Origin of the sequence: Bacteroides salyersiae WAL 10018 = DSM 18765 = JCM 12988, from assembly GCF_000381365.1 — a bacterium.
In the GTDB taxonomy this organism is placed as follows: domain Bacteria; phylum Bacteroidota; class Bacteroidia; order Bacteroidales; family Bacteroidaceae; genus Bacteroides; species Bacteroides salyersiae.
The window spans coordinates 872,147-894,497 of sequence record NZ_KB905466.1 but is presented as its reverse complement, the minus strand read 5'-3'; the positions used below and the strand labels follow the sequence as shown (position 1 = coordinate 894,497).

16 protein-coding genes are annotated in these 22,351 nt (G+C 41.8%); 6 read left to right on the top strand and 10 right to left on the bottom strand.

Annotated features, from left to right (window positions below):
- Positions 1–20 precede the first annotated feature (20 nt).
- On the bottom strand, positions 21–1,085 hold the full coding sequence (locus HMPREF1532_RS03665; protein WP_005924989.1) for a DUF3810 domain-containing protein: 1,065 nt from the start codon (positions 1,083–1,085) through the stop codon (positions 21–23).
- Between the two features lie 175 nt (positions 1,086–1,260).
- Between HMPREF1532_RS03665 and HMPREF1532_RS03660 the strand changes: the two genes are divergently transcribed.
- Positions 1,261–3,894: a valine--tRNA ligase gene (locus HMPREF1532_RS03660; protein ID WP_005924986.1), complete on the top strand. Its 2,634-nt coding sequence runs from the start codon at positions 1,261–1,263 to the stop codon at positions 3,892–3,894.
- Positions 3,895–4,008: 114 nt separating this feature from the next.
- Here HMPREF1532_RS03660 and HMPREF1532_RS03655 read toward each other — a convergent pair whose 3' ends face one another.
- From HMPREF1532_RS03655 to HMPREF1532_RS03625, 7 genes are all read right to left on the bottom strand, one after another.
- Positions 4,009–4,455 (bottom strand): hypothetical protein, encoded by a 447-nt coding sequence (locus HMPREF1532_RS03655; RefSeq protein ID WP_005924983.1) that lies wholly within the window; start codon positions 4,453–4,455, stop codon positions 4,009–4,011.
- A gap of 66 nt (positions 4,456–4,521) precedes the next feature.
- Entirely contained in the window at positions 4,522–5,619 is a 1,098-nt protein-coding gene (locus tag HMPREF1532_RS03650; protein WP_005924980.1) for a DUF6340 family protein, read from the bottom strand.
- Between the two features lie 219 nt (positions 5,620–5,838).
- Complete coding sequence (gene secA, locus HMPREF1532_RS03645; RefSeq protein ID WP_005924977.1) at positions 5,839–9,156, bottom strand: preprotein translocase subunit SecA; 3,318 nt, start codon at positions 9,154–9,156, stop codon at positions 5,839–5,841.
- Positions 9,157–9,204: 48 nt separating this feature from the next.
- Positions 9,205–10,779 (bottom strand): alkaline phosphatase family protein, encoded by a 1,575-nt coding sequence (locus tag HMPREF1532_RS03640; protein ID WP_005924975.1) that lies wholly within the window; start codon positions 10,777–10,779, stop codon positions 9,205–9,207.
- A complete protein-coding gene (gene lnb / locus HMPREF1532_RS03635; RefSeq protein WP_005924973.1) occupies positions 10,776–11,981 on the bottom strand; it encodes a lipoprotein N-acyltransferase Lnb in 1,206 nt (401 codons plus the stop codon). The genes HMPREF1532_RS03640 and lnb overlap by 4 nt, the downstream gene beginning before the upstream one ends.
- Positions 11,982–12,277: 296 nt before the next feature.
- Positions 12,278–12,793 (bottom strand): P-loop nucleotide/nucleoside kinase family protein, encoded by a 516-nt coding sequence (locus HMPREF1532_RS03630; protein WP_005924970.1) that lies wholly within the window; start codon positions 12,791–12,793, stop codon positions 12,278–12,280.
- A 23-nt stretch (positions 12,794–12,816) separates the two neighbouring features.
- Complete coding sequence (locus tag HMPREF1532_RS03625; RefSeq protein WP_005924967.1) at positions 12,817–13,566, bottom strand: class I SAM-dependent methyltransferase; 750 nt, start codon at positions 13,564–13,566, stop codon at positions 12,817–12,819.
- Positions 13,567–14,156: 590 nt separating this feature from the next.
- Here HMPREF1532_RS03625 and HMPREF1532_RS03620 point away from each other — a divergent pair.
- On the top strand, positions 14,157–15,425 hold the full coding sequence (locus HMPREF1532_RS03620) for a sensor histidine kinase (protein WP_005924964.1): 1,269 nt from the start codon (positions 14,157–14,159) through the stop codon (positions 15,423–15,425).
- A 130-nt stretch (positions 15,426–15,555) separates the two neighbouring features.
- Here the strand turns inward: HMPREF1532_RS03620 and HMPREF1532_RS03615 are convergent, their stop codons facing one another.
- Together HMPREF1532_RS03615 and HMPREF1532_RS03610 are read right to left on the bottom strand one after the other, a co-directional pair.
- A complete protein-coding gene (locus tag HMPREF1532_RS03615) occupies positions 15,556–16,329 on the bottom strand; it encodes a DUF4373 domain-containing protein (protein WP_005924962.1) in 774 nt (257 codons plus the stop codon).
- 211 nt (positions 16,330–16,540) lie between these two features.
- The gene (locus HMPREF1532_RS03610; RefSeq protein ID WP_005924960.1) at positions 16,541–16,888 is read right to left on the bottom strand and encodes an SH3 beta-barrel fold-containing protein; all 348 of its coding nucleotides are present in this window, start codon (positions 16,886–16,888) and stop codon (positions 16,541–16,543) included.
- A gap of 1,056 nt (positions 16,889–17,944) precedes the next feature.
- On the opposite strand from HMPREF1532_RS03610, the gene HMPREF1532_RS03605 reads away from it, so the two are divergent.
- The 4 genes from HMPREF1532_RS03605 (at position 17,945) to HMPREF1532_RS03590 (ending at position 22,350) form a co-directional block, all read left to right on the top strand.
- A complete protein-coding gene (locus HMPREF1532_RS03605) occupies positions 17,945–18,496 on the top strand; it encodes a UpxY family transcription antiterminator (protein ID WP_005924953.1) in 552 nt (183 codons plus the stop codon).
- An 81-nt stretch (positions 18,497–18,577) separates the two neighbouring features.
- Positions 18,578–19,060 carry a UpxZ family transcription anti-terminator antagonist gene (locus HMPREF1532_RS03600; protein ID WP_005924950.1) on the top strand — a complete coding sequence of 161 codons (483 nt, stop codon included), beginning with the start codon at positions 18,578–18,580 and terminating at the stop codon, positions 19,058–19,060.
- A gap of 40 nt (positions 19,061–19,100) precedes the next feature.
- Positions 19,101–19,892 carry a polysaccharide biosynthesis/export family protein gene (locus HMPREF1532_RS03595; protein WP_005924949.1) on the top strand — a complete coding sequence of 264 codons (792 nt, stop codon included), beginning with the start codon at positions 19,101–19,103 and terminating at the stop codon, positions 19,890–19,892.
- Positions 19,893–19,911: 19 nt separating this feature from the next.
- Positions 19,912–22,350 carry a GumC family protein gene (locus HMPREF1532_RS03590; RefSeq protein ID WP_005924946.1) on the top strand — a complete coding sequence of 813 codons (2,439 nt, stop codon included), beginning with the start codon at positions 19,912–19,914 and terminating at the stop codon, positions 22,348–22,350.
- Position 22,351 lies beyond the last annotated feature (1 nt).

The following is a 22,351-nucleotide window of genomic DNA, read 5'->3' as shown; positions in this document are numbered from 1 at the left end:
ATGAGCTCTCTTTGTGATATTTACTTTCCTGATGACTTCTCTTCCGTGCGGGAAGCATGATATGAGATCAATAGTCCTATGACTTCCGAATAGTTTTTCCGTCCGCTTTCTATTTTGTTTCCTTTGAGGTAAAGGTCGTATATCCAATTCTGTATGTTACCGATCAGCGGACTGTACTTTGCCATCCAATAGGTTTGATTGGAACGGGCTAATTCTATAATTTCCGGGCGGATACGGTTGAATAGTTCCGTATATTCCTCTTCTGTCAGGAGTCTTCGTGCATTACCGAGAACATGGCTCAGTATGGAGAAATACCCACTGAAACGTATACTCTCCACCTGAGAGCGGGTACAAACCTCGTAAGCATAAAAGTTGGCTTCGGCTTCACTGGTTATTCCCAATAGATGAGCGAGTTCATGTGTATACGTTGCCGGATATTGTGACGGAGGCAAGTCTCCGTTCAGGGTGAATTCACAAAAGAAAGGTCCCATGCTGCCGCTTACCCCTACCATCGAGATGAGAGGAGTGAATAACATCGTTTTTGCTCTGGGCGAATCATAGGGAGGGCGGTGTATCCCCAGGGTGTCACTAATCTGCTTGTATCCTTTGACAGCCTCTTTGCAGACTCTATTTTTGTCGATACCGGTAATTGGCACATACGAATTATTCAGATGCCGGATGTATTCCTTTACAAATGCCTTGAATTTATCGGGGGTATATGCCACATAAGGAATATGGGTGCGTTCGTAAAAATTCTTTTGCGAATAATTCAACCCCCATGCCAAATAAAACCACACATATATCCATAATAGATATTCACCGTCACGTAGCACTATCTTTTTCCACGGTTGTTTTTTTATCCGTCCGTAAATCGGGTAAGCAATTACGCCGATAATGCTGAGGAATATGAACAGATCGCCTATGGCGAAAGGAAACAGACGGGAAAAAGAAGACAGACACAGTGAGATGACAGGATAGACGGATCGTGCATAAAATTCGCCCATGACGGATATTGCCTGAGTGCTCCACACAACCAATAAAAGAATTCCTAAAACAATATATCGTATTTTTTGTCTTCGCTTCATGATCCGTCTTTCCTTTCAGGAAACAAAAATATGCATTTATTAAATGCTGCACGAAAAATTACTTCTATATTTTTCCTTCCATATGCAGAAACAACCGGAGAGTGGTAAGATTTGAATTTAAATTATTAATTTTGCACCCATTATTCGAAATAAATTAAATATATAGAAACGTAACATGGAATTAGCAAGTAAGTACAGTCCCGCTGACGTGGAGGGAAAGTGGTACCAGTATTGGTTGACCCACAAATTATTCAGTTCGAAACCCGATGGCCGTGAACCTTACACCGTCGTCATTCCGCCTCCTAACGTCACTGGTGTGTTACACATGGGACACATGCTTAATAATACCATTCAGGATATTTTGGTTCGTCGTGCCCGTATGGAAGGCAAAAATGCTTGCTGGGTGCCGGGAACGGACCATGCTTCTATTGCAACGGAAGCGAAAGTCGTAAATAAACTTGCTTCGGAAGGTATTAAAAAGACGGATTTGACCCGTGATGAGTTTCTGAAACATGCCTGGGCATGGACGGATGAACACGGAGGAATTATCCTGAAACAACTTCGTAAACTGGGAGCTTCCTGCGATTGGGATCGCACTGCTTTCACTATGGATGAGAAGCGTAGTGAAAGTGTGCTGAAAGTATTTGTCGATCTTTATAATAAAGGACTTATCTATCGCGGTGTGCGCATGGTGAACTGGGATCCGAAAGCATTGACTGCTCTTTCGGACGAAGAGGTAATCTATAAAGAAGAACATGGAAAACTTTATTACTTGCGTTATAAAGTAGAAGGTGATCCGGAAGGACGTTATGCCGTGGTGGCTACCACTCGTCCGGAAACGATTATGGGTGATACGGCTATGTGTATCAATCCGAACGATCCTAAAAATGCCTGGTTGAAAGGTAAGAAGGTGATTGTGCCATTGGTAAACCGTGTGATTCCGGTTATTGAAGATGATTATGTGGATATCGAATTCGGTACCGGTTGTCTGAAGGTAACTCCTGCCCACGATGTGAACGACTATATGTTGGGTGAAAAGTACAATCTGCCGAGCATCGATATTTTCAATGATAACGGAACACTGAGCGAAGCTGCCGGCCTGTATATCGGTATGGATCGTTTTGATGTCCGCAAGCAGATAGAGAAAGATCTCGATGCTGCCGGATTGCTCGAAAAGACGGAGGCTTATACCAACAAAGTAGGTTATTCGGAACGTACTAATGTTGTGATCGAGCCGAAACTTTCTATGCAATGGTTCCTCAAGATGCAGCATTTTGCCGATATGGCATTGCCTCCTGTAATGAATGACGAACTGAAATTCTATCCTCCCAAATATAAGAATACCTATCGTCACTGGATGGAGAACATCAAAGACTGGTGTATCAGCCGTCAGCTGTGGTGGGGACACCGTATTCCGGCTTATTTCTTGCCGGAGGGTGGCTATGTGGTAGCTTCTACGGACGAGGAAGCATTGAAGTTGGCAAAAGAGAAGACCGGAAATGCGGCATTGACGATGGCGGATCTCCGTCAGGACGAGGACTGTCTGGATACCTGGTTCTCTTCTTGGTTGTGGCCGATTTCTTTGTTCGATGGAATTAATAATCCGGGCAATGAAGAGATAAAATATTACTATCCTACGAGTGATCTTGTCACCGGTCCGGATATTATTTTCTTCTGGGTAGCCCGCATGATTATGGCCGGTTATGAGTACGAAGGCCAGATGCCGTTCAAGAATGTCTATTTCACCGGTATCGTTCGCGATAAACTGGGACGTAAGATGTCAAAATCACTGGGCAATTCACCAGACCCGTTGGAGCTGATTGATAGATACGGTGCTGATGGCGTACGTATGGGAATGATGCTTGCAGCCCCTGCCGGTAATGATATTCTCTTTGACGATGCATTGTGCGAGCAGGGACGTAATTTCTGCAATAAGATATGGAACGCTTTCCGTCTGATCAAGGGATGGCAGGTGGACGACCATGCCGAAATACCAGAAGCTTCCCGTCTGGCTGTACATTGGTTTGAATCGAAACAGAACGAAGTGGCAGCGGAAGTAGCCGACTTGTTCGGTAAATATCGCCTAAGCGAAGCGTTGATGGCTGTTTATAAGTTGTTCTGGGATGAGTTCTCTTCCTGGTATCTGGAAATGATTAAACCGGCTTACGGACAGGCCATCGATCGTTGCACTTATAATGCTACCCTTTGTTTCATGGATAATCTGCTTCATCTGCTTCATCCGTTTATGCCTTTCATTACCGAGGAGTTATGGCAGCAGATGTGTGAGCGTGAAGATGGCGAAAGTCTGATGGTAAGTGCGCTTACATTGGATTCGTACGTAGATACGGATTTTGTGAAGCAGTTTGAAGTGGTGAAGGAGGTAATCAGTAATATCCGTACTATTCGTTTGCAGAAGAACATTGCACAGAAAGAGGCGCTCGAGTTGCAGGTGGTAGGAGAGCATCCGGTAGTCGAGTTCAATGCAGTGATTACCAAGATGTGTAATTTATCTGCTATTACAGTTGTAGATGCCAAAGCCGAAGGAGCGGCATCCTTTATGGTGGGAACTACGGAATTTGCTGTACCATTGGGAAATATGATCGATGTGGAAGCGGAGATTGCCCGTATGGAAGCCGAACTCAAGCATAAAGAAGGATTCTTGCAAGGCGTGCTTAAAAAGCTAAGCAACGAGAAATTCGTAAACAATGCTCCGGCAGCTGTGATCGAGATAGAACGCAAAAAGCAGTCGGATGCGGAGAGTATTATAAAATCTTTGAAAGAAAGTATTGCTGCTTTAAAGAAAGCATGATTTTCATTTTTCGTCTAATAGAAAAGGCATCTCAATTATTGGGATGCCTTTTTTATTAGGTATTTCTATTTGTAAAACTATTATCGGAAAATAGGAGAGGAAAAGAAGCAGTTATTATTTTTCAAGCAATTCTTTCAAGAATGCATCAAGCTCCTGGTCCAAGCCTTTCAGTAGTTCGTCGTTTACCAGTAACGTATCATCGTCTACCAGAAGCAGTTCGGCAATGGTCTCTCTTTCTTCATCAACCAGGACAAAAGAATACGGCTTGAGGATGGTGAGTTTGTCAAATTCTCCGCTTTCCTTCATTCTACAGAGAATGGGACGTAGTATACGCTCGGCATTTTCATAAAAATCATCATTTTCGTATGCTGACCATTCCTCTATTAGTACGTTTGCCAGTTCATCATCTTCGTCATCGAAGATGCAAAGCTCGCCGGAATTCTGATTAGGCTGTATATGAATATCTGTAACGATCGTTTGTTCGCAACCGCAAGCAAACTTGCCGATTGCCTTTCGGATAGCCGATTCGATTACAGATTGTGATTGTTGACTCAGTTTCATGGGTTTTTCCTCCTTAGTTATTTAGTCCAAAGGTATAAAAAAAATGCCAACCTTCATATGATTTCATTAAAAATCATCATTAAATCGGCTCATTTGCATATTTAATGTCGATAATCCGTTCATTCTTTTCTGCAAGTCTACTAAATAAAGGCTGATCATCACATAATTCGGTATTCGCGAAAGATCTTGTTTCCCTTTCTTTTCATCGTCGATCTTTTCTACTTTCCGGGCGAGTTCCTGTGCTTTTAATGCCCATTTTTCTGCTTCCGGGATGTCATCTTTCATCTCATGATAAACGGCGATGTTGTGCGCTGCATACATCTTCTTCCTGTCACTTTTGCTTGTTTCAAAGGCTTGTTGCCAGAGATTGAAAGCTTTGTCCCATGAATTCTCACGGACGTATATGATGGCATCTCGCATATATACAGAGCCGTTGGCATAAAGCTGGCGTGTTGCCGAAGTCCAATAGGGCAGGAGATGCTTGACGGGAATGGTTCCGGCAAATTCGGAGGCCTCTTTCAGCATCTGTTCTTCTTTGATCATATGGTTTTCCACATAAGCAGGCGTGTTGCCGTATTCTTCCCAAAAAATACTGTCACTCGGAGTGATAGTTAGCATGGGGCGTATCCGGTTCGGAACGTAAATTTTTACCGTTGGCTGTGCCAGCAGGTCGATAGTACCATAATAACATTGCCAGTCGGCAAGATAGTGAATATATTTTGTGGCTTTCAATTGCAGGTTTTCCAAAGCTATCAGAAAATCTACATCTAATTTGTCGGTCAGTTCGCCTACTTCTTCTTGGCTTAATGTCTCTTCACGTGCTATTTTATCATCGGCACGTAATGCAGAGTCACAAATGACGACTTCATCGAAATAATTTCCGTCCGCTATGGCTCTGGCCAATGATTCTGTTGCTATGCCCGCATCTCCGTGGGTGTAGGCTATGGCACGGGCTACTTCATTACCCGATATCGGCTTTTCTGCTTCTATCCATTTATTGTCGGGGATTGCACTGACATTATTTACAATAGCTACCCGACGCAGTTCGGGAGGAAAATTGATTTCAGCCGGCATCATGTAATCGATGGATATCTGTTCGATGGTTTGGCATGAACCAAATATCAGACAAGAAAGCAATGTAAGAAAGAATGAATATTTTGCCATAGTCTTGTTTTCTTTATTTAGCAAAAATACGATTTTGTGTGGATAAAAAAAAGTCCAAAACAATATTTAATTGTTTTGAACTTTTTTAGGAGGTGAGCAGGTAGTTAGGAGGTGGAATTTAGAAGTTAGTAGTTGGTAGTTAGAATCCTTTCGGCATGTGTACCAAAGCTAATACTCTGCATGGATTCTGACTCCTACCTTCCATCTCCTATCTTTTAATCACTTCCCTTGCCCGTGGCAGTTCTTGTATTTCTTACCGCTACCGCATGGGCAAGGATCGTTACGTCCTACTGTTTTTTCAGCACGTATCGGTTCGCGTCTTACTGCTTCGCGGGTATCCTGCTGTGCGGCGGCTTGCTGGTTCGGATCGTTCAGATCTTGTTTCTGTTCGCGATATTTACTCATATCCTGACGACGTTCGGGAGCGGCTTCACGTACTTCCACGCGTTGTGGCTGTTCGGGGGCTTCCTGTACAGGAATCTGTCCGCGCATCAGAATAGAGACTGTCTGATTATTGATCTTGTTTACCATTGTGTCAAACAGGTTGACAGACTCCAGTTTGTAGATCAACAACGGATCTTTCTGTTCATAGCTGGCGTTCTGTACAGAATGTTTCAATTCATCCAGTTCGCGCAGGTTCTCTTTCCACGACTCATCGATAACGTGGAGCAGGATTGATTTTTCGAAAGATTTCACCACCTCTTTAGATTCGCTTTCATAGGCCGCTTTCAGGTTGCAGGAGATGTTGTACATCCGTTTGCCGTCTGTGATAGGAATCAGAATGTTTTCATACATATGTCCCTGATTCTCATATACCTGTTTGATTACCGGGTTGGCTATTTGAGCCAGACGTTCCGATTTGCGTTTGAAGTTAGCCATTGCTTCATCGAATGTCTTTTCTGCTAATTTCTCTTTCTTTTCATTACGGAATTCTTCTTCTGTGAAAGGAGCATCCATGGCCAAAGTCTGAAGCAGATCCAGTTTACAGCTTTCGTAGTCGGCATTGTTCTCGATGGCTGCGGCACAACGGTCCCATATCATGTTTACGATATCCATTCCGATACGTTCACCCATCAATGCATGCCGGCGTTTGGTATAGACTACCGTACGCTGTTTGTTCATTACGTCATCGTATTCAAGCAAACGTTTACGGATACCGAAGTTATTCTCTTCCACCTTTTTCTGTGCACGTTCGATGGAGTTTGAGATCATCTTATGTTCGATCATTTCTCCCTCTTGGAATCCTAATCTATCCATCACACTGACGATACGGTCGGATGAGAAGAGACGCATCAAGTCGTCTTCCAGTGAGACGAAGAATACGGACGAACCCGGGTCACCCTGACGTCCGGCACGACCACGCAACTGACGGTCTACACGGCGGGATTCGTGACGTTCCGTACCGATGATGGCCAAACCGCCGGCAGCTTTTACTTCCGGGCTCAACTTGATGTCGGTACCACGGCCTGCCATATTCGTAGCGATGGTAACCGTACCGCTCAAACCGGCTTTGGCTACAATGTCCGCCTCTCTCTGGTGCAGTTTGGCGTTCAATACGTTGTGTTCGATCTTGCGCATGGTAAGCATCTTGCTCAGCATTTCTGAAATTTCTACGGAAGTGGTACCTACCAGTACAGGGCGTCCGGCTTGAACCAGTTGCTCGATCTCTTCGATAACGGCTTTGTATTTTTCGCGTTTGGTTTTGTAAACGCGGTCATTCATATCTTTACGGGCGATAGGACGGTTGGTGGGGATTACTACCACATCCAGTTTGTAGATGTCCCAAAGTTCGCCTGCTTCCGTTTCGGCAGTACCGGTCATACCGGACAGCTTATGATACATACGGAAGTAATTCTGCAGGGTAATCGTTGCAAAAGTCTGTGTGGCAGCTTCCACTTTCACACGTTCTTTCGCTTCAATAGCCTGGTGCAGTCCGTCCGAGTAGCGGCGGCCTTCCATGATACGGCCGGTTTGTTCATCAACGATTTTCACTTGTCCGTCTATAACGACATATTCATCGTCTTTTTCGAACATGGTGTATGCTTTCAGCAATTGGTTGATGGTATGTACACGTTCGGATTTGATGGCATAATTGGTAAGCAGGGCATCTTTCTTTTCCAACTTCTGTTCGTCGCTCAGATCTTTTTCATTTTCCAGTTCGGAGAGCTGTGCTGCGATATCAGGCAAGACGAATAATGTCGGGTCGTCCGAGTTGCCTGTAATCAAGTCTACCCCCTTGTCTGTCAGGTCTACGCTGTTCAGTTTTTCATCGATAACAAAATACAACGGGTCCGTAGCCTCATGCATACGCTTGTTGTTTTGTTCCATGTATATTTCTTCTGTTTTCAGCATCCCTGCCTTGATACCTTGTTCACTGAGGTATTTAATCAATGCCTTGTTTTTCGGGAGTGCCTTGTGACTGCGGAAAAGAGCCAGGAATCCTTCTTCCACCTCTTTCTTGTCATCAGAAGCAATCAGTCTCTTCGCTTCTGTCAGATACTTGGTTGCCAATACTTTCTGTGCTTCCACAAGACGTTCCACCATCGGGCAGAGAGTTTCGAAAAGCTGGTCTTCGCCTTTAGGTACAGGACCGGAAATAATCAACGGTGTACGGGCATCATCGATCAATACCGAGTCTACCTCATCGACGATCGCATAATTGTGCTGACGCTGTACGAGGTCTTTCGGGCTGATGGCCATGTTGTCACGCAGATAGTCGAAACCGAATTCGTTGTTTGTACCGAAAGTGATGTCTGCCAGATAAGCCTGACGGCGTGCATCCGAGTTAGGCTGGTGTCTGTCGATACAGTCGACGCTCAGTCCGTGGAACATGTAAAGCGGTCCCATCCATTCCGAGTCACGTTTTGCCAGATAGTCGTTCACGGTTACAACGTGCACACCGTTTCCGGTCAGTGCGTTCAGGAACACAGGCAGGGTAGCCACTAAGGTTTTTCCTTCACCTGTCGCCATTTCGGCAATTTTACCTTTATGAAGCACTACGCCACCGAAAAGCTGTACATCATAGTGAATCATGTTCCATATCGTGTCGTTACCGCCGGCATTCCAGTGATTCTGATAGATAGCCTTGTCGCCTTCGATGCGTACGAAGTCTTTTGTTGCAGCCAGTGTACGGTCGAAGTCGGTAGCCGTAACCACCACTTCTTCGTTTTCCGTAAAACGTCTTGCGGTATCTTTCACGATAGAAAAAGCCACCGGCAATACTTCGTCGAGTGCTTTTTCGTATATTTCAAGAATTTCTTTTTCCAGTTTGTCTATTTGAGTGAAAATCTCTTCACGGTCTTCCAACTCTACGGTTTCGATACTGGCTTTCAGTTCTTCCACTTTAGCGCGTTCCTTGTTTGCAGAGTCGTGGATGTATTGCTTAAGTTCCTGTGTTTTCGCACGGAGACCGTCATTATCCAATTTAGCAACCTCCGGGTAAGCAGCTTTGATCTTGTTTACCCAAGGTTGAATTTCTTTCATGTCTCGCGTGGATTTGTTTCCGAAAATCGAGCTTAAAAATTCATTAAATCCCATTTGTGTATTCTATTTATTTATTATTTACTTAGATTGAAAAAAGTGTTTTTACCGTATGGTAAGCGGAGTTGCAGTGCAGGCATTGGGAGCCCTTATTCTCATGGCATTGGCCAGAGTGGGTGCAATATGGTCTACGGTAACAGGTGTTTGTATTACCTCCGGTTTTACTGAATTTCCAAAGAAGATAAGCGGTGCCGGTATATGTGCGTGGCGGATAATTTTATTTTCCGACGGATTGTGTTCGTTGACAACCGTCCATCCCGGAAGCACATCGATTAATAAATCTCCGGAACGCTTGCGGTGGAAACCGTTGCGGATCATATGGATTTCCGGTGTCCATGCGCCTAACAGCAGACGGTGTGCGGAATAAACCTCATTCACGCCACTGAACTGTATCAGAAAATCAGCCGCCTTATCCTGTATTTCGGCCAGGTCGAGTTGTTTCTTTTCAATCAGTTTATGGTTGAGGTATATTTGCTGGTCCTGATAAGCTTCTACAAATTGGCCTTCACCATAAGTAGCCATCAGAAACATATTCAATAAGGCGGCGCAACGGTTCAGGTGGAATTCACCGCCCGGAATGCGGTAAAGCCCGTGGTCGGCAGCTTCCGTGTCTACATATCCGGTAGAGGTGATACAGAAAAGTATGTTTTGAAGCCCTATCTTCTTGTCGAGCACTTCCAGCAGGTGAGCAATGCTCTGGTCGAGCCTTACATACGTGTCCTGCAGCTCCATCGCGCATTCCTGTGATGTCTTGTGGGCATAATTGCCGGCATAATACATCAGTGAGAGCATATCCGGCACTTCGTCTTTCCCGATAGTGCTTTTATCCAGCAACTCTTCGGTCAGAAGATTGACTTCATCATTGACGAAAGGGCTGGCAATGAATCTGCGGAACTTATTTTGCCGTTCATTGTCGAATTTATATTTAAACGGCATATCTCTCCATTCAGGGAGATATACATATTTCTCCATCGGATGAACCGGTGTCCAGGTGATCTCTCCGATGCGGAAATCGATTGCCTGCCGGTCGTTATATTGGCTTACCCACCAGGGGAATTCCGTATAATAAGTAGTGCTACACCATTTTCCGGTATTTTCGTTCAGCCAGAAAGCACCGTTCCCGGTATGTCCTGCTGCAAAGATGGCAGCATCGCGGAAAGGGGCAATGGCATATACCAGTCCTTTATTGCGTGTAGCGATTTTTAGCTCGTCGGCGATGGTGGAAGTCAGTAACAGGGCCGGTGAACTGTTCTCGTCCGTGTAGTTCCCCATAAAAGCGGGGTCGTCTACACAACTCATCGATCGCAGGGTAGAAATATCCAGCCATTGATTGGCGATGATGCCGTTTATCGACGGAGTGGTTCCACTGTAGATAGCGGCCACGGCCGATGCCCGGTCTACTCTGTTGAATTTATATTCGGCGTTGCGGAATACTTTTCCCTCTTTCCAGAGCCGTTTGAATCCTTTTTCACCGTATAAGGAGGAGAACGCTTCCAGATAGTCCGTACGAAGCTGGTCGATTGTCAGTCCTACCACCAGTTTGGGAGTAGATGACATCGGCTGGGCCTGTAGTCCGGTAATGGTAAGTACGGTTATTATGGAAGTCAGTAATCCTTTCATTTCTTTTTTTTATAAGTCAAAATAAGATTGCTTGCAGAACGTATCAACAAACTAAGTGCCAAAGGTACGACAGCTAAATCAATTCTTTGCGGTATTAGCGGAAAAAGCAGTATAAAAAGTGTTAAAACTGTAAAGTTCAACACATGATACCAACATTTTCGGCCTTTTCTGGCGGCATTTATCATGATCGGGAGGAAAACAAGCTGTCCCGGATGAAAAACGAAAAGGAGATAATTAGAACTGACAGTAGGATGTTCGGAAAACAGGGCGAGGAAGGCAAGTATGCAACCGGCAATGCCGGCAGTGCCGAACCATATAATGTCTATTCCCCAAAGACTTTTGTTCCTCCGGATACCGTAGATGGTAGCTGCTGCTGTGAGTATGAGCAGAAGCAATGCTGCACGTATGGGAGTCAGGAGGTCCCAAAATCCTATCGTTCCGGGTGACGAGCCGTCGTCTTCACAACTGATAAGTGATGTGCTTTCCAGTACCAGAGGGCGTTCATTACCGTTGTTTACAATTCTGGCCGATGCTATTGCGTCTTCCAGATAAAAGGGAATAAACATCATCTGGCGGCTGGTGATGGGGCGGTCTGCCTCACTGCCGATACAAAGGTCGATGCCGAATTGCGACCACGGATGTCCTTGGGTGTATTGATGCACAATTTCCCGAAATGACTTCGTGCCGTCTTTTGCCGGGTAGTCATAAATAATTTTTCCTTCGATGCACTCTTCTATCTTATCTCTCGGACGGGTCGAACAGTTATCGTAAAAGAAGTTATACCGGTATGTCCGGTTTTCCGGTTTGCTGTTTTCTATGAGTAGTGAAGCTAACTTCCGGCTTTCATCCGGAGTCAGGTTCAATGTTTGTTGCCATACACTGCGTTCTTCGAATATATATTCGGCTGCAAACCGGTTGTATGGAGTGGCTCCCAATATATAGTCGGTTTGTCCGAGGGCAAAACGGAAGATAAAGTTGGGCGCTCCGAAATTGAACAATCCGTAGTTGAAAACAACATCGATTCCTTTGCCGGGATCTTCATAACGGATGGCAGTATGTCCGAAATAAGAATATATCTCTTCTCCGGGGGCACAAGTCAGAAGGCTGAGACGGATAGAATCGTTATCGTTACGGAAAACGTCTTCTCCTTTCGCTGTCAGGCATACGAGAAATAGAATTAATATTGTTTTTATTCTTTTCATAATGAACAATTATTCAGAGTGATTACCACAATCGCATGCAAAAGTAATACAAAGCTTATATTAAATCTGTATCTCTAACGAAAAAAAAGGAAAAACATGCTTTTTAATTATTTTAGATTTTTATCGGTTTGATTTAACCGATTGAGTAATAAACTTTTAACGGATTATTGAGATATATAGGTAACGATTTAGCAACCGTGCAAATTTCAGCGTTTTGCGTTGCTATGCTGTCAAATAAATTTTCTAAATGCAAAGTTAGAACAAATATTCAAAACTACAATGTCCCAATCAAAAAACTATATGCAGTCAATGTCAATTTGATAAGTATCATCAATCAGAATATGGTTATAGTGTCGTAACACACATTGTTCCAAGTTATACTCGTTTGTTTTTATTATCTCGTCTAAGATTACATCAGAAGACAATCGTTTCTCTATGACTTTTTCGAATCGAAGAATATCATCCAAGTGAGTTTCTATATATTTTCTACTAAATATTAAACAGATATACTTGATTTGTCGCAAATCTTCAAGGGAGAAATCTTTTTCCCAACCAAACGGAATATAGCAGCCTTCCACAATCTGGTTCTGAGAATTTTCAATACAGGTCTTTATCATTTCCCGAACAATCGGCCACAGATATTCCGTCAGTTCTGCATCGCTGCTGTCAGCGGAAAGACCACACTGCCCGCTTCTGATAAGCCCCATTTTCAAATGGTCTATTGACAGATAAGGGTATTTATAGTATTCCAATAACCTTTGCGCCAGCAAGGTCTTCCCCGTATGGGTATCTCCCGCAATCAGAATAATCATTTTAGACTTTGTTATTATGGTTGTTACAACCCACATTCAAATAAAAACATTTCACATCGATCGTTAATGGCTATTTCCTTGTCAAAAGAAGAATAAGTTTTGACTTGAGTAAACCCGACTTCTTTCAAATATTCTTCCATTTCACCATACTTATAAAGGTGCGTCTGGAAATCCATAAATTCGCTTTGAATCAATTCCGTATCACTGTACATTTCATAAATTCCGGGAGAGAGCTGGGTCTGACTTTGCTCATCGTAATGGTTCTTCGACTTTAGCACCAGTTCAAAATTCTCCTTTGTCTTTACAGAAACCGCAATCGCATAATCATTGTCATCCGTACATCTATTGGCGATTGTATCAACAGCAAATACAAACTTACCCATTGGAGACAACCATTCTTTTATTCTGCACAAGATTTGTTTACACAAATCAATATCGGTAAATAATGACACAGAGCCCGAACTGATAAATATATAATCAAACTTTTCTCTTGGAGAATATTTCATAATATCAGCCTGAACGACTTTTGCCTCAGGCAATTTCTGTTTTAACTTTTGTAACATTTCATTGGATAAGTCTATGCCACTTATATCAAGCCCTCTTTCCACGAATGGGACAAGAAAACGTCCACTGCCGCATAAAGGTTCTAAAATCTTTTTTCCTTTTTCAGCATAAGAAAGATAAAAATTCAATTCGTCTTGCGGTGCTTCTGCATGCAAGATTTCGTACATCTCTGTACAAAGGTTTCCGTAATAGTTCTTCTCTTCAAGCATCTTATGTAAATATATTATTCTCAATTATTTAATTCTGTAAGATTAATTACTTTGTTTTTATATAGTGTTTATACCTCTCTTGCTTTTCATTTTTCATATTATTCGATGTAAAATTAGCAAAAATACCGCACATCAGCCGTTTATGAGCGGCACTTTTTATTGTACTTTAATGTAATGAGGGAATTACAGTTTCAGTAGTTTATAGTGAGTTACCGACAACTATGTAAAATGCCGCAAAACACAGTAAAAGAATTATTTAGCAAGAAATCCGCACCCGTTGCGGGGGTAATGAGGTGGTAACTGAATTTCTGCACCGTTTGGCTTCGAGGTGGCATTCCGTTGGCTCTGCCCAATAGAAAAGCAAAACGTAACGAACGCTGTTTTAGCTAATTCGCTACACTTTGCTCAAATTTGCAATTCCGCTATGTGTTTTTTTAAAACAGTACAAATATGAGGAATTTTGTAAATATTTCGCTGATAGACAGTATAATAAAGGAGGCGGAAACTGCTGAATCATTTATTTTTTTCTAACTTTGCGAAAACTAAACGAGTGATTCTTTGCTGTTTTATATTAAAATATTACCTTAAATATGCCTAATCAGAATCTGTTCTTATGTCTTTTTTATGATGCCGCTCCGGTCGGTTTCATAGAAAAAGATATTGTTTATATGGTAAGTATAGCAGGAGTGATTATTGTGCTTACCTTGTTTTTCTTTATGCAGATGCGTATAAAGGCGTTGAAAGAAAAGGATCAGGAAGAACATTTGCGCCTGTTGGAAGGGATTCTTGATAACCTTCCGATTGCCGCCAAGGTGAAAGACGTGGATAATAATTGGCGTTATACTTTCTGGAACAAGAAGGCTGAAGAGCTTTTTGAATATCCGGCCGGAAGTGCTATCGGGAAGACTGATTTCGATACCATGCCCGAAGCTGCCGGGATGATAAGGGAAGAGGACGAAGAATTGGTACGAACCGGTATCGCACAGTCCGGTGTCCGGCATTTCTTTACTAATAAGAACGAAGAACGGTTTACTTTTCAGAATAATAATCTGCTCTCTTTTTCCAACGGGCGCAAATGGATCATCTATACGGCCTGGGACATTACCGACATGAAGAAATTGGAGCGGAACTGGCGCTTGGCGAAGGAAGAGGCCGAAGAATCCAATCGCATAAAGTCGGCTTTTCTGGCTAATATGAGTCATGAGATACGTACTCCGCTTAACGCCATTATCGGATTTTCCAGTTTATTGGCTACGGATGTTTCCGAAGAGGAAAGAATTGAATATCTGAGTATTATCGAGCACAACAATGCCATATTGCTGCAACTCATCAGTGATATTCTGGATTTGTCGAAGATGGAAGCAGGTACGTTGGAGTATGTCTATGTGAACGTAGATGTCAATAGTATGTTGCTGGAAATAGAACAAGCTGCCAGAATGCAGCAAACGAACAAGGAGGTCACTATACGTGCGGTGACATCTCTGCCCGATCTTTTTTTGTATACCGACCGGCGCAGAGTGACACAGGTTTTGAACAACTTTATCAGCAATGCCATGAAATTTACCCGCAACGGAAGCGTCCTGTTCGGGTATGAAGAACCTCGAGACGGACATATTCGTTTTTTCGTGACAGATACCGGTACCGGTATACCACCCGAAAATGTGCAGGATGTATTCAACCGGTTTGTGAAGTTGGATTCTTTCAAGCAAGGTACCGGATTGGGATTGGCCATTTCGCAGAACATCATCAAGGAGCTTAAAGGCGAGATAGGAGTGGAGTCCGAGTTTGGGAAAGGCTCTACTTTCTGGTTTACGCTGCCTTATGAGAAAATGACTGCTCATCGTGCTATCTCCCTGTGACTTTTTTCAGTGATGATTATAAGCTTTTTATAAAGGTATAAACTTCTTTTGTACAGAGATATACACTTTTGGATGATAAGAATATACACTCTTGGTATACAAAAATATATATTCTTATATCTGTTGATTATCAACTGTTTCTAAGTGATTTTATAAGATATTTCCCGGGCATTCCGATTTTATTCCACGGAGTTTGTGCCAGTATTTTCCATACGGCTGTACCGATTTCTCCATAATTGGACATTCGTAAAATCGCTTTTTTTTCTCCGATATCGATTATCTTGATTTGCTCCAGTGCCAATAGCAGGCCACCGTAATTGTGTGTTTTTGTATTGAGTGCGTATTCCGGCGGAGGAGATAAGACAAGATCTTCGTCCTTCTTCTTCCTATTTTCTTCTACTTTACTTTCCTCTACTCTACTTTGTCGGGAAATGTCTGCATTTTCCAGATTCAATTCCATTTGAGCAGGAGGAATGTCTGCACATTCTGACTTCGAACTTGTGTTCTGTCTGCATTTTATTTCTTCCAACAGATAGGGGAGTTTGGTCAAATCTCTTTTTCTGCGGCTTGTAGCCTCCAACCAGACACGTTGAATATCCAGCGAAGTCAGTATCTGCTGTTTCTGATAGCTCTCCTTGTCGAAAAATCCTTTTTCGAGTAGCAGGCTTACCATGCTTGTCACTTCTTCTTTGCTGTATTCTCTACCCAATTTGTAGGCAAATATTTCACACTGTTCTTCATCCCATGGGATGTAATATCCTTCTTTATAGATTTTGCAAAGTATTTTTATAAGAAAATAAGGTCCTTTGATGCCGTATTTTGCTTCCATTGATTCTGGAATAGCCCCCTCAAAGAAAGCCGATTTGGTAGGGAAATAAACGATCCCGAAAAATTCTGTAGCCATGATGGTTGGTGATTAGTAATTAGTAGTTAAAAGCTGGTAGTTAGAAGTTGGTAGTTAGAAGCTGGTAGTTAGAAGTTAGTAGTTGGAAGTTAGTGGTAAGTAGCCGATAGTTAAAATTCTTTCTGTATATATGCCAAAACTAACCCTCTGCATAGATTCTAACTCCTAACTCCTAACTTCTGACTCCTAACTACCAGCTCCTAACTATCAATTATACCACTGGTTTCCATTCCAAGAAGTTTTCTATACGGAAACGCTTCCATTTTCTCTCTTCTACATCCCAATACATGACAGCTTCTTGTATTTTATTTCCTTCATATTCCCGTTTGAAATCATGCCGGTAATAAATCAGGGTTGCCTTTACAAATTGAAATTCTCCATCGATAGCCCGGCGATAAGCAATAACTGCATGTCCGTACTGCATATGATTTATTAAGGCTTCAATACGATTTGACATCCATGTGGCAGTAATTTCCGTATATCCTTTTTCTTGCATAATAAGTTTTACCCACTGATTTTTTGTGTTCTCCATGATAAAATTTGAATTTCTTTTTTTCATTGCGTTTACTTTAATAAGATTGTATTTTTTTGAATTAAGGCCGCAATGTCGGGATTATATTTGGATAGAACTAATCGCTCTATTTAACATAAAAAATCGCCTTTTGGGCGATTTTTTATGTCTTCTTTTTTCTATCTCTATTTTCTTTTCATACTATTTAAAATTCTTCTCACTTCTGTTACTAATGATTTGTATTCCATTTCTTTGTAAGTTCCATGATCTCTATATTCAATGCGGAATATTCTTCTGATTTCTTTGGCAATGTCAGTAGCGGTTGTGATGTTTCTTTTTTCATCTGTCAACGAACGAGTAAGTGCTTTTATCAATTCTCCTTTGGCTATTCTGATAACTGTCCTGTCATCAATCGGTTGTTTGTCATGGCTTTGTGCTTTAATACTGCCTTCTATGATTATTCCATCGGTGAGTTCGATTTTAATGTGTCCACTAAAATCCGTTTTTTTTCTTCTTTGCTTGTCATTTTTTTAGGTTTTAAATGATTTTTATATCGTGCAAAGATTGTTAAAAATGATGATTCGGAGATGATTAAATGATGAAAAAATTGAGAAAAGTACTTTTACGGAATATAATATTGATATTTTGGACTTTATTTTTCCTAAAAGTGTTTCAATAAACGTTCGTTTAATGGCACAAATATTTTTCCGATTTTCTAATGAGATTAATATTTCCCAATTTGATGATTTTATACTTATTCATTTATATAGATATTAATTTATTAATCAATAAATAAAATTAAATAAGTATATGTACACCTACTATATATTGTCGAATATTAATCTAATACGAGAAGACGATATATAAGTGTGCCATTAAACGAACGTTTATTGAAACACTTTTATGTGTCAAATATCTCGTTTATAGTGATTTGTGCACTAAATTGAACAAAACTTTGTGCATTACATATTTCTCTCCTCCTGTTTATCTCCTGGGATAGGGATACAGTTGAGAGCCAGTGTACTAAAATATTAAATTTTTGTTTTATACACGCTTGACCGAAAGTAATTCTATAATTTCGGTGTCCCTAAAGAATATCCATTCGTGAACAAATCTACCGATGTGTTTTGGTATCCGCTCCGTGTTACCTATAGCCGTGAACTTCTTTTGAAGGAAGCTCTTGATGCCGAAAATATCGAGAACTTCATTCCGATGCATTACGAGTATGTGAAAAAAGCAGATCGTAAGGTGCGTAAATTAGTGCCCGTAGTGCACAATCTCGTATTTGTTCATAGTTCACTTGCGTGTATCGATCGGATAAAACAATCTGTCGGACTTTCTTTAGCCGTCCGTTATATTATCGATCGTGAGACCAATCGGCCTCTTATTGTACCGGATTCGCAGATGCGTAGCTTTATTGCCGTTTCGGGCAATTATGAAGAGCAGATCGTTTATCTCGACCCTGCTGTCACCGCTTTACAGAAAGGTGACCGTGTTCGTATCACCGGTGGCGTTTTTGAGGGAGTTGAAGGAATTATTCTTCGTGTCAAAGGCGATCGTCGTGTATCAGTCTGCATCAAAGGAGTTATGGCGGTGGCTACTGCTTATGTTCATCCTTCTTTAATGGAACTTGTTTCCGACCCTGTTCATAAATAGCGACCTGTTCATTTGGACTCTATCCATATTGATTTTATTTCAATTGTAAATAGTCATCGTTCAATCTAAATATTCAAATATATGTCTTTGCAATCACAAATTGACGCTCTGTGTCATGTTACCAATGAGCTTCTCAATTTAGGTTTTGATGGCACTCCTCTTTATTCCAATCGTTTTTGTGAATTGAATACGGAGGTTTATCGTCAGTCCGAGGCTCTTTTTCTTTCACATGGTTCTACTGCCGAAGAAGAAGCACGGCTTTGTTATGCTCTGCTGACCGGTTTTCATGCCACCATCTATGATCATGGTGATAAGAATCAAAAAATACAATCTATTCTTAACCGTAGTTGGAACGTGCTCGAACAGCTTTCTGTTTCGTTGTTGAAATGCCAGCTTTTAGTAGCTTGCTATGGTGAGGTTTATGATGAGAAACTGGCCCAAGAAGCGCATGCCATTATCGATACTTGGAAAGATCATGAATTGTCTCCGGCAGAGTTGGAAGTTTCTGAATATCTGAATAGTTTGGAAACTAATCCCTGGACAGCTTGGGAATTGGATGAATAATTAAGATAAATAACGGTAAGAAATCATTTATAGCTATTATATGAGAATGAAATTTCTGAATAATTGTTTGCTGTGCTTATTGGCACTTTTGGCATCCTGCTCTGCTCCTAAAGAGGTACTTTATTTGCAGGATATTACTTCTTTGAAAGAAGAAACTATCGATAAGAATTATGAGGTAATCATTCATAAAGATGATTTATTGGCTATTTTGGTGAACAGTAAAGATCCGGAACTGGCGTTGCCGTTCAATATGCCGTTGATAAGTTTCCAAATTGGAAATCAAAATTTGGGACAACAGCGTGTATTAGGTTATCTTGTCGACCAGAATGGTGATATTGATTTTCCCATCTTAGGCAGGCTTCATGTAGAAGGACTGACGCGCATGCAGGTGACGGAATTGATAAAACAGAAATTAATGAATGAGGATTTGATAAAGGATCCTATTGTCACTGTTCAGTTTCTGAATTTTAAAGTTTCTGTAATGGGTGAAGTGGCTCGTCCGGGTACATTTGATATTTCCGGTGATAGAATAACGCTATTGGAAGCTTTGAGTATGGCAGGTGATTTGACTATTTATGGCCGTCGTGACCGTGTGGCTGTTATCCGTGAAAAAGACGGTAAACGTCGTATTCTTTATCATGATCTTCGCTCTTCTGATATTTTTCAGTCTCCCTGTTACTATTTGCAGCAGAATGATATCGTGTATGTAGAACCTAACAAGGCGAAGACAGGACAGAGTCGTATTAACTCCAATAATTCTGTAGGTGTTTGGCTGTCTGCCGTTTCGGTATTGGCTTCCGTAGCTTCTTTAATGGTAACCATGTTTAAATAATCCGGATATAAAAAGAACAATGAATACTGAATATAAAAACAACGATGCCCGTAAGCAGGAGTCTGAAATTAATATCAGCGATATCTTCCATCTTGTATTGGCTAACTGGTACTGGTTTGTACTTTCTGTTCTGGTCTGTGGCGGGGTAGCTTTCTTTTATTTAAAATCTTCTTCCAAGGTATACAGCCGTATGGCATCCGTTCTTATCCGCGATGATTCCAAAGGTGGTGGTATGAGTGAGTCGGCGGCTTTTTCTGACCTTTCTCTTTTGGGTGGTAAGCGTAATGTGGATAATGAGGTACTTGTCTTTCAATCCCGTCATTTGATGGAAGAGGTTGCCCGCCGTTTGCATTTGGATATGAGTTATCAAGTGAAGAATGGCCTGCGTAATGATGAGCTTTACACCCATGCTCCGGTAACAGTTTCTTTTCCTGAGGCGGAGGAGCGTCAGGTTATAAAAGTAGTGGTTACTCCTGTTGATTCCGCTACGGTACGTCTTTCCGGTTTTTCTTTGGCTGTAGGCGAAGGGGAAATTCATTCGGAGGAAGTTTTGGATGTACATCTGAATGATACGGTTTCTACTCCGATCGGTCCGATGGTAATTACCCCTACGCTATATTATACAGATGTATTTTATGGTAAGCCCGTAAATGTGGTTAAATCCAATTTGGAGGGTATCATCGAAGGGTATCGTGGCAGGTTGAAAGTTTCTCTTGCCGGTAAAACAACAACTATTATCAACCTGGTTTTGGAGGATGTATCCACTGCCCGTGCGGAAGATATTTTGAATATGCTTATTGCCGTCTATAATGAAGATGTGATCAATGACAAGAACCAGATAGCTGTAAATACCTCCAAGTTTATCAATGAACGTCTGATTATCATTGAACGTGAATTGGGTAGCGTGGATGCCAATATTGAAAGCTTTAAACGCGAGAACCAGTTGACGGACATCACTTCCGAGACGGGTATGTATCTTGCCAATACGAGTCGTTATCAGCAGGAGGGACTTAGTCTGGAGAACCAGTTGAGTATTGCCAAATATATTAAAGAGTATTTGACGGATCCTCAGAAAAGTTCGGATCTGATTCCTGCCAATACTGGTATATCGGATAACAGTGTCGAATCCCAGATCAAGGAATACAATGATATTCTTTTGAAACGTGATAAACTGGTGGTAGGCAGTAGCAGTAAAAATCCGATTGTGATGGATTTGAACAATTCTTTAGGTGCTATGAAGCAGACGATTATCCGTTCGGTTGATAATCTGATTGTCGGTCTGAATATCCAGTTGAAGAATATTCGTGAACAGGAAGAACAGACCACGAAGCGAATTGAGGCTGTGCCTGCCCAGCAGAAATATGTGCTTACAGTGGAGCGTCAGCAGAAGATCAAGGAGGAACTTTATCTTTACTTGTTGAATAAGCGTGAGGAGAATGCCTTGACACAGGCTATTACCGAGAGTAATGCCCGTATCATAGATGCTGCTTCGGGTAGCAGTGCTCCGGTGGCACCTAAAACAATGACAATTTTCTTGGCTTCCATTGTTTTAGGATTAGCTATTCCTGTAGGTGTATTTTGGTTGTTGAATGTGACTGATACCAAGGTTCGTACTCGTAAGGAATTGGATGGAGTGCTTACTATTCCTTTCTTAGGCAATATTCCCCGTCACGGCAATAATAAGGGTGAGGATTCGGATGGTATTGTTGTCCGTGAGAACAGTCGTGATTCTGTTTCCGAGGCTTTCCGTATCATCCGTACAAACATGGACTTTATGCGTGTGAAGTCTGAAAAGTTACAGGTAGTCATGTTTACTTCTGCGAATCCTGGGGCAGGTAAGACGTTTGTATCGAGCAATCTCGCTATGAGTATTGCCCAGACGAACAAGAAGGTTGTTCTGATTGACGTTGATATCCGTAAAGGTACCTTGAGCGGTATTTTTTCTAATTCCTCCAACCGTATGGGATTGACGCATTACCTTTCGGGGAGTACGGATAAGTTAGATGATATTGTTGGTAGGAGTGAGGAGTATGATAAATTGGATGTCATCTTCTCCGGTCCTGTTCCTCCCAATCCTGCCGAATTGTTGTTGAGCGAACGTTTTGATCGTCTGATAACGGAACTTCGTAAACGTTATGATTATATCATTGTTGACAATGTTCCTGCCGGTATGGTTGCCGATGCTTCTATTGTCAATCGTGTAGCCGATCTTACCATTTTCGTAGTCCGTTCGGGTGTGATGGATCGTCGTCAGTTGCCAGAATTGGAGAATATGTATCGTCAGGAGCAGCTTCGTAATATGTCTGTGATATTGAATGGTGTTCCTTCAGACCATAAAGGCTATGGTTATGGCTATGGTTATGGCTATGGTTATGGCTATGGTTATGGTTATGGAAACGAGAGCCATAGTCATAACAAAAAGCGTAAAAGCTTGAAGAATCTTTTCTCCCGATTTTGAA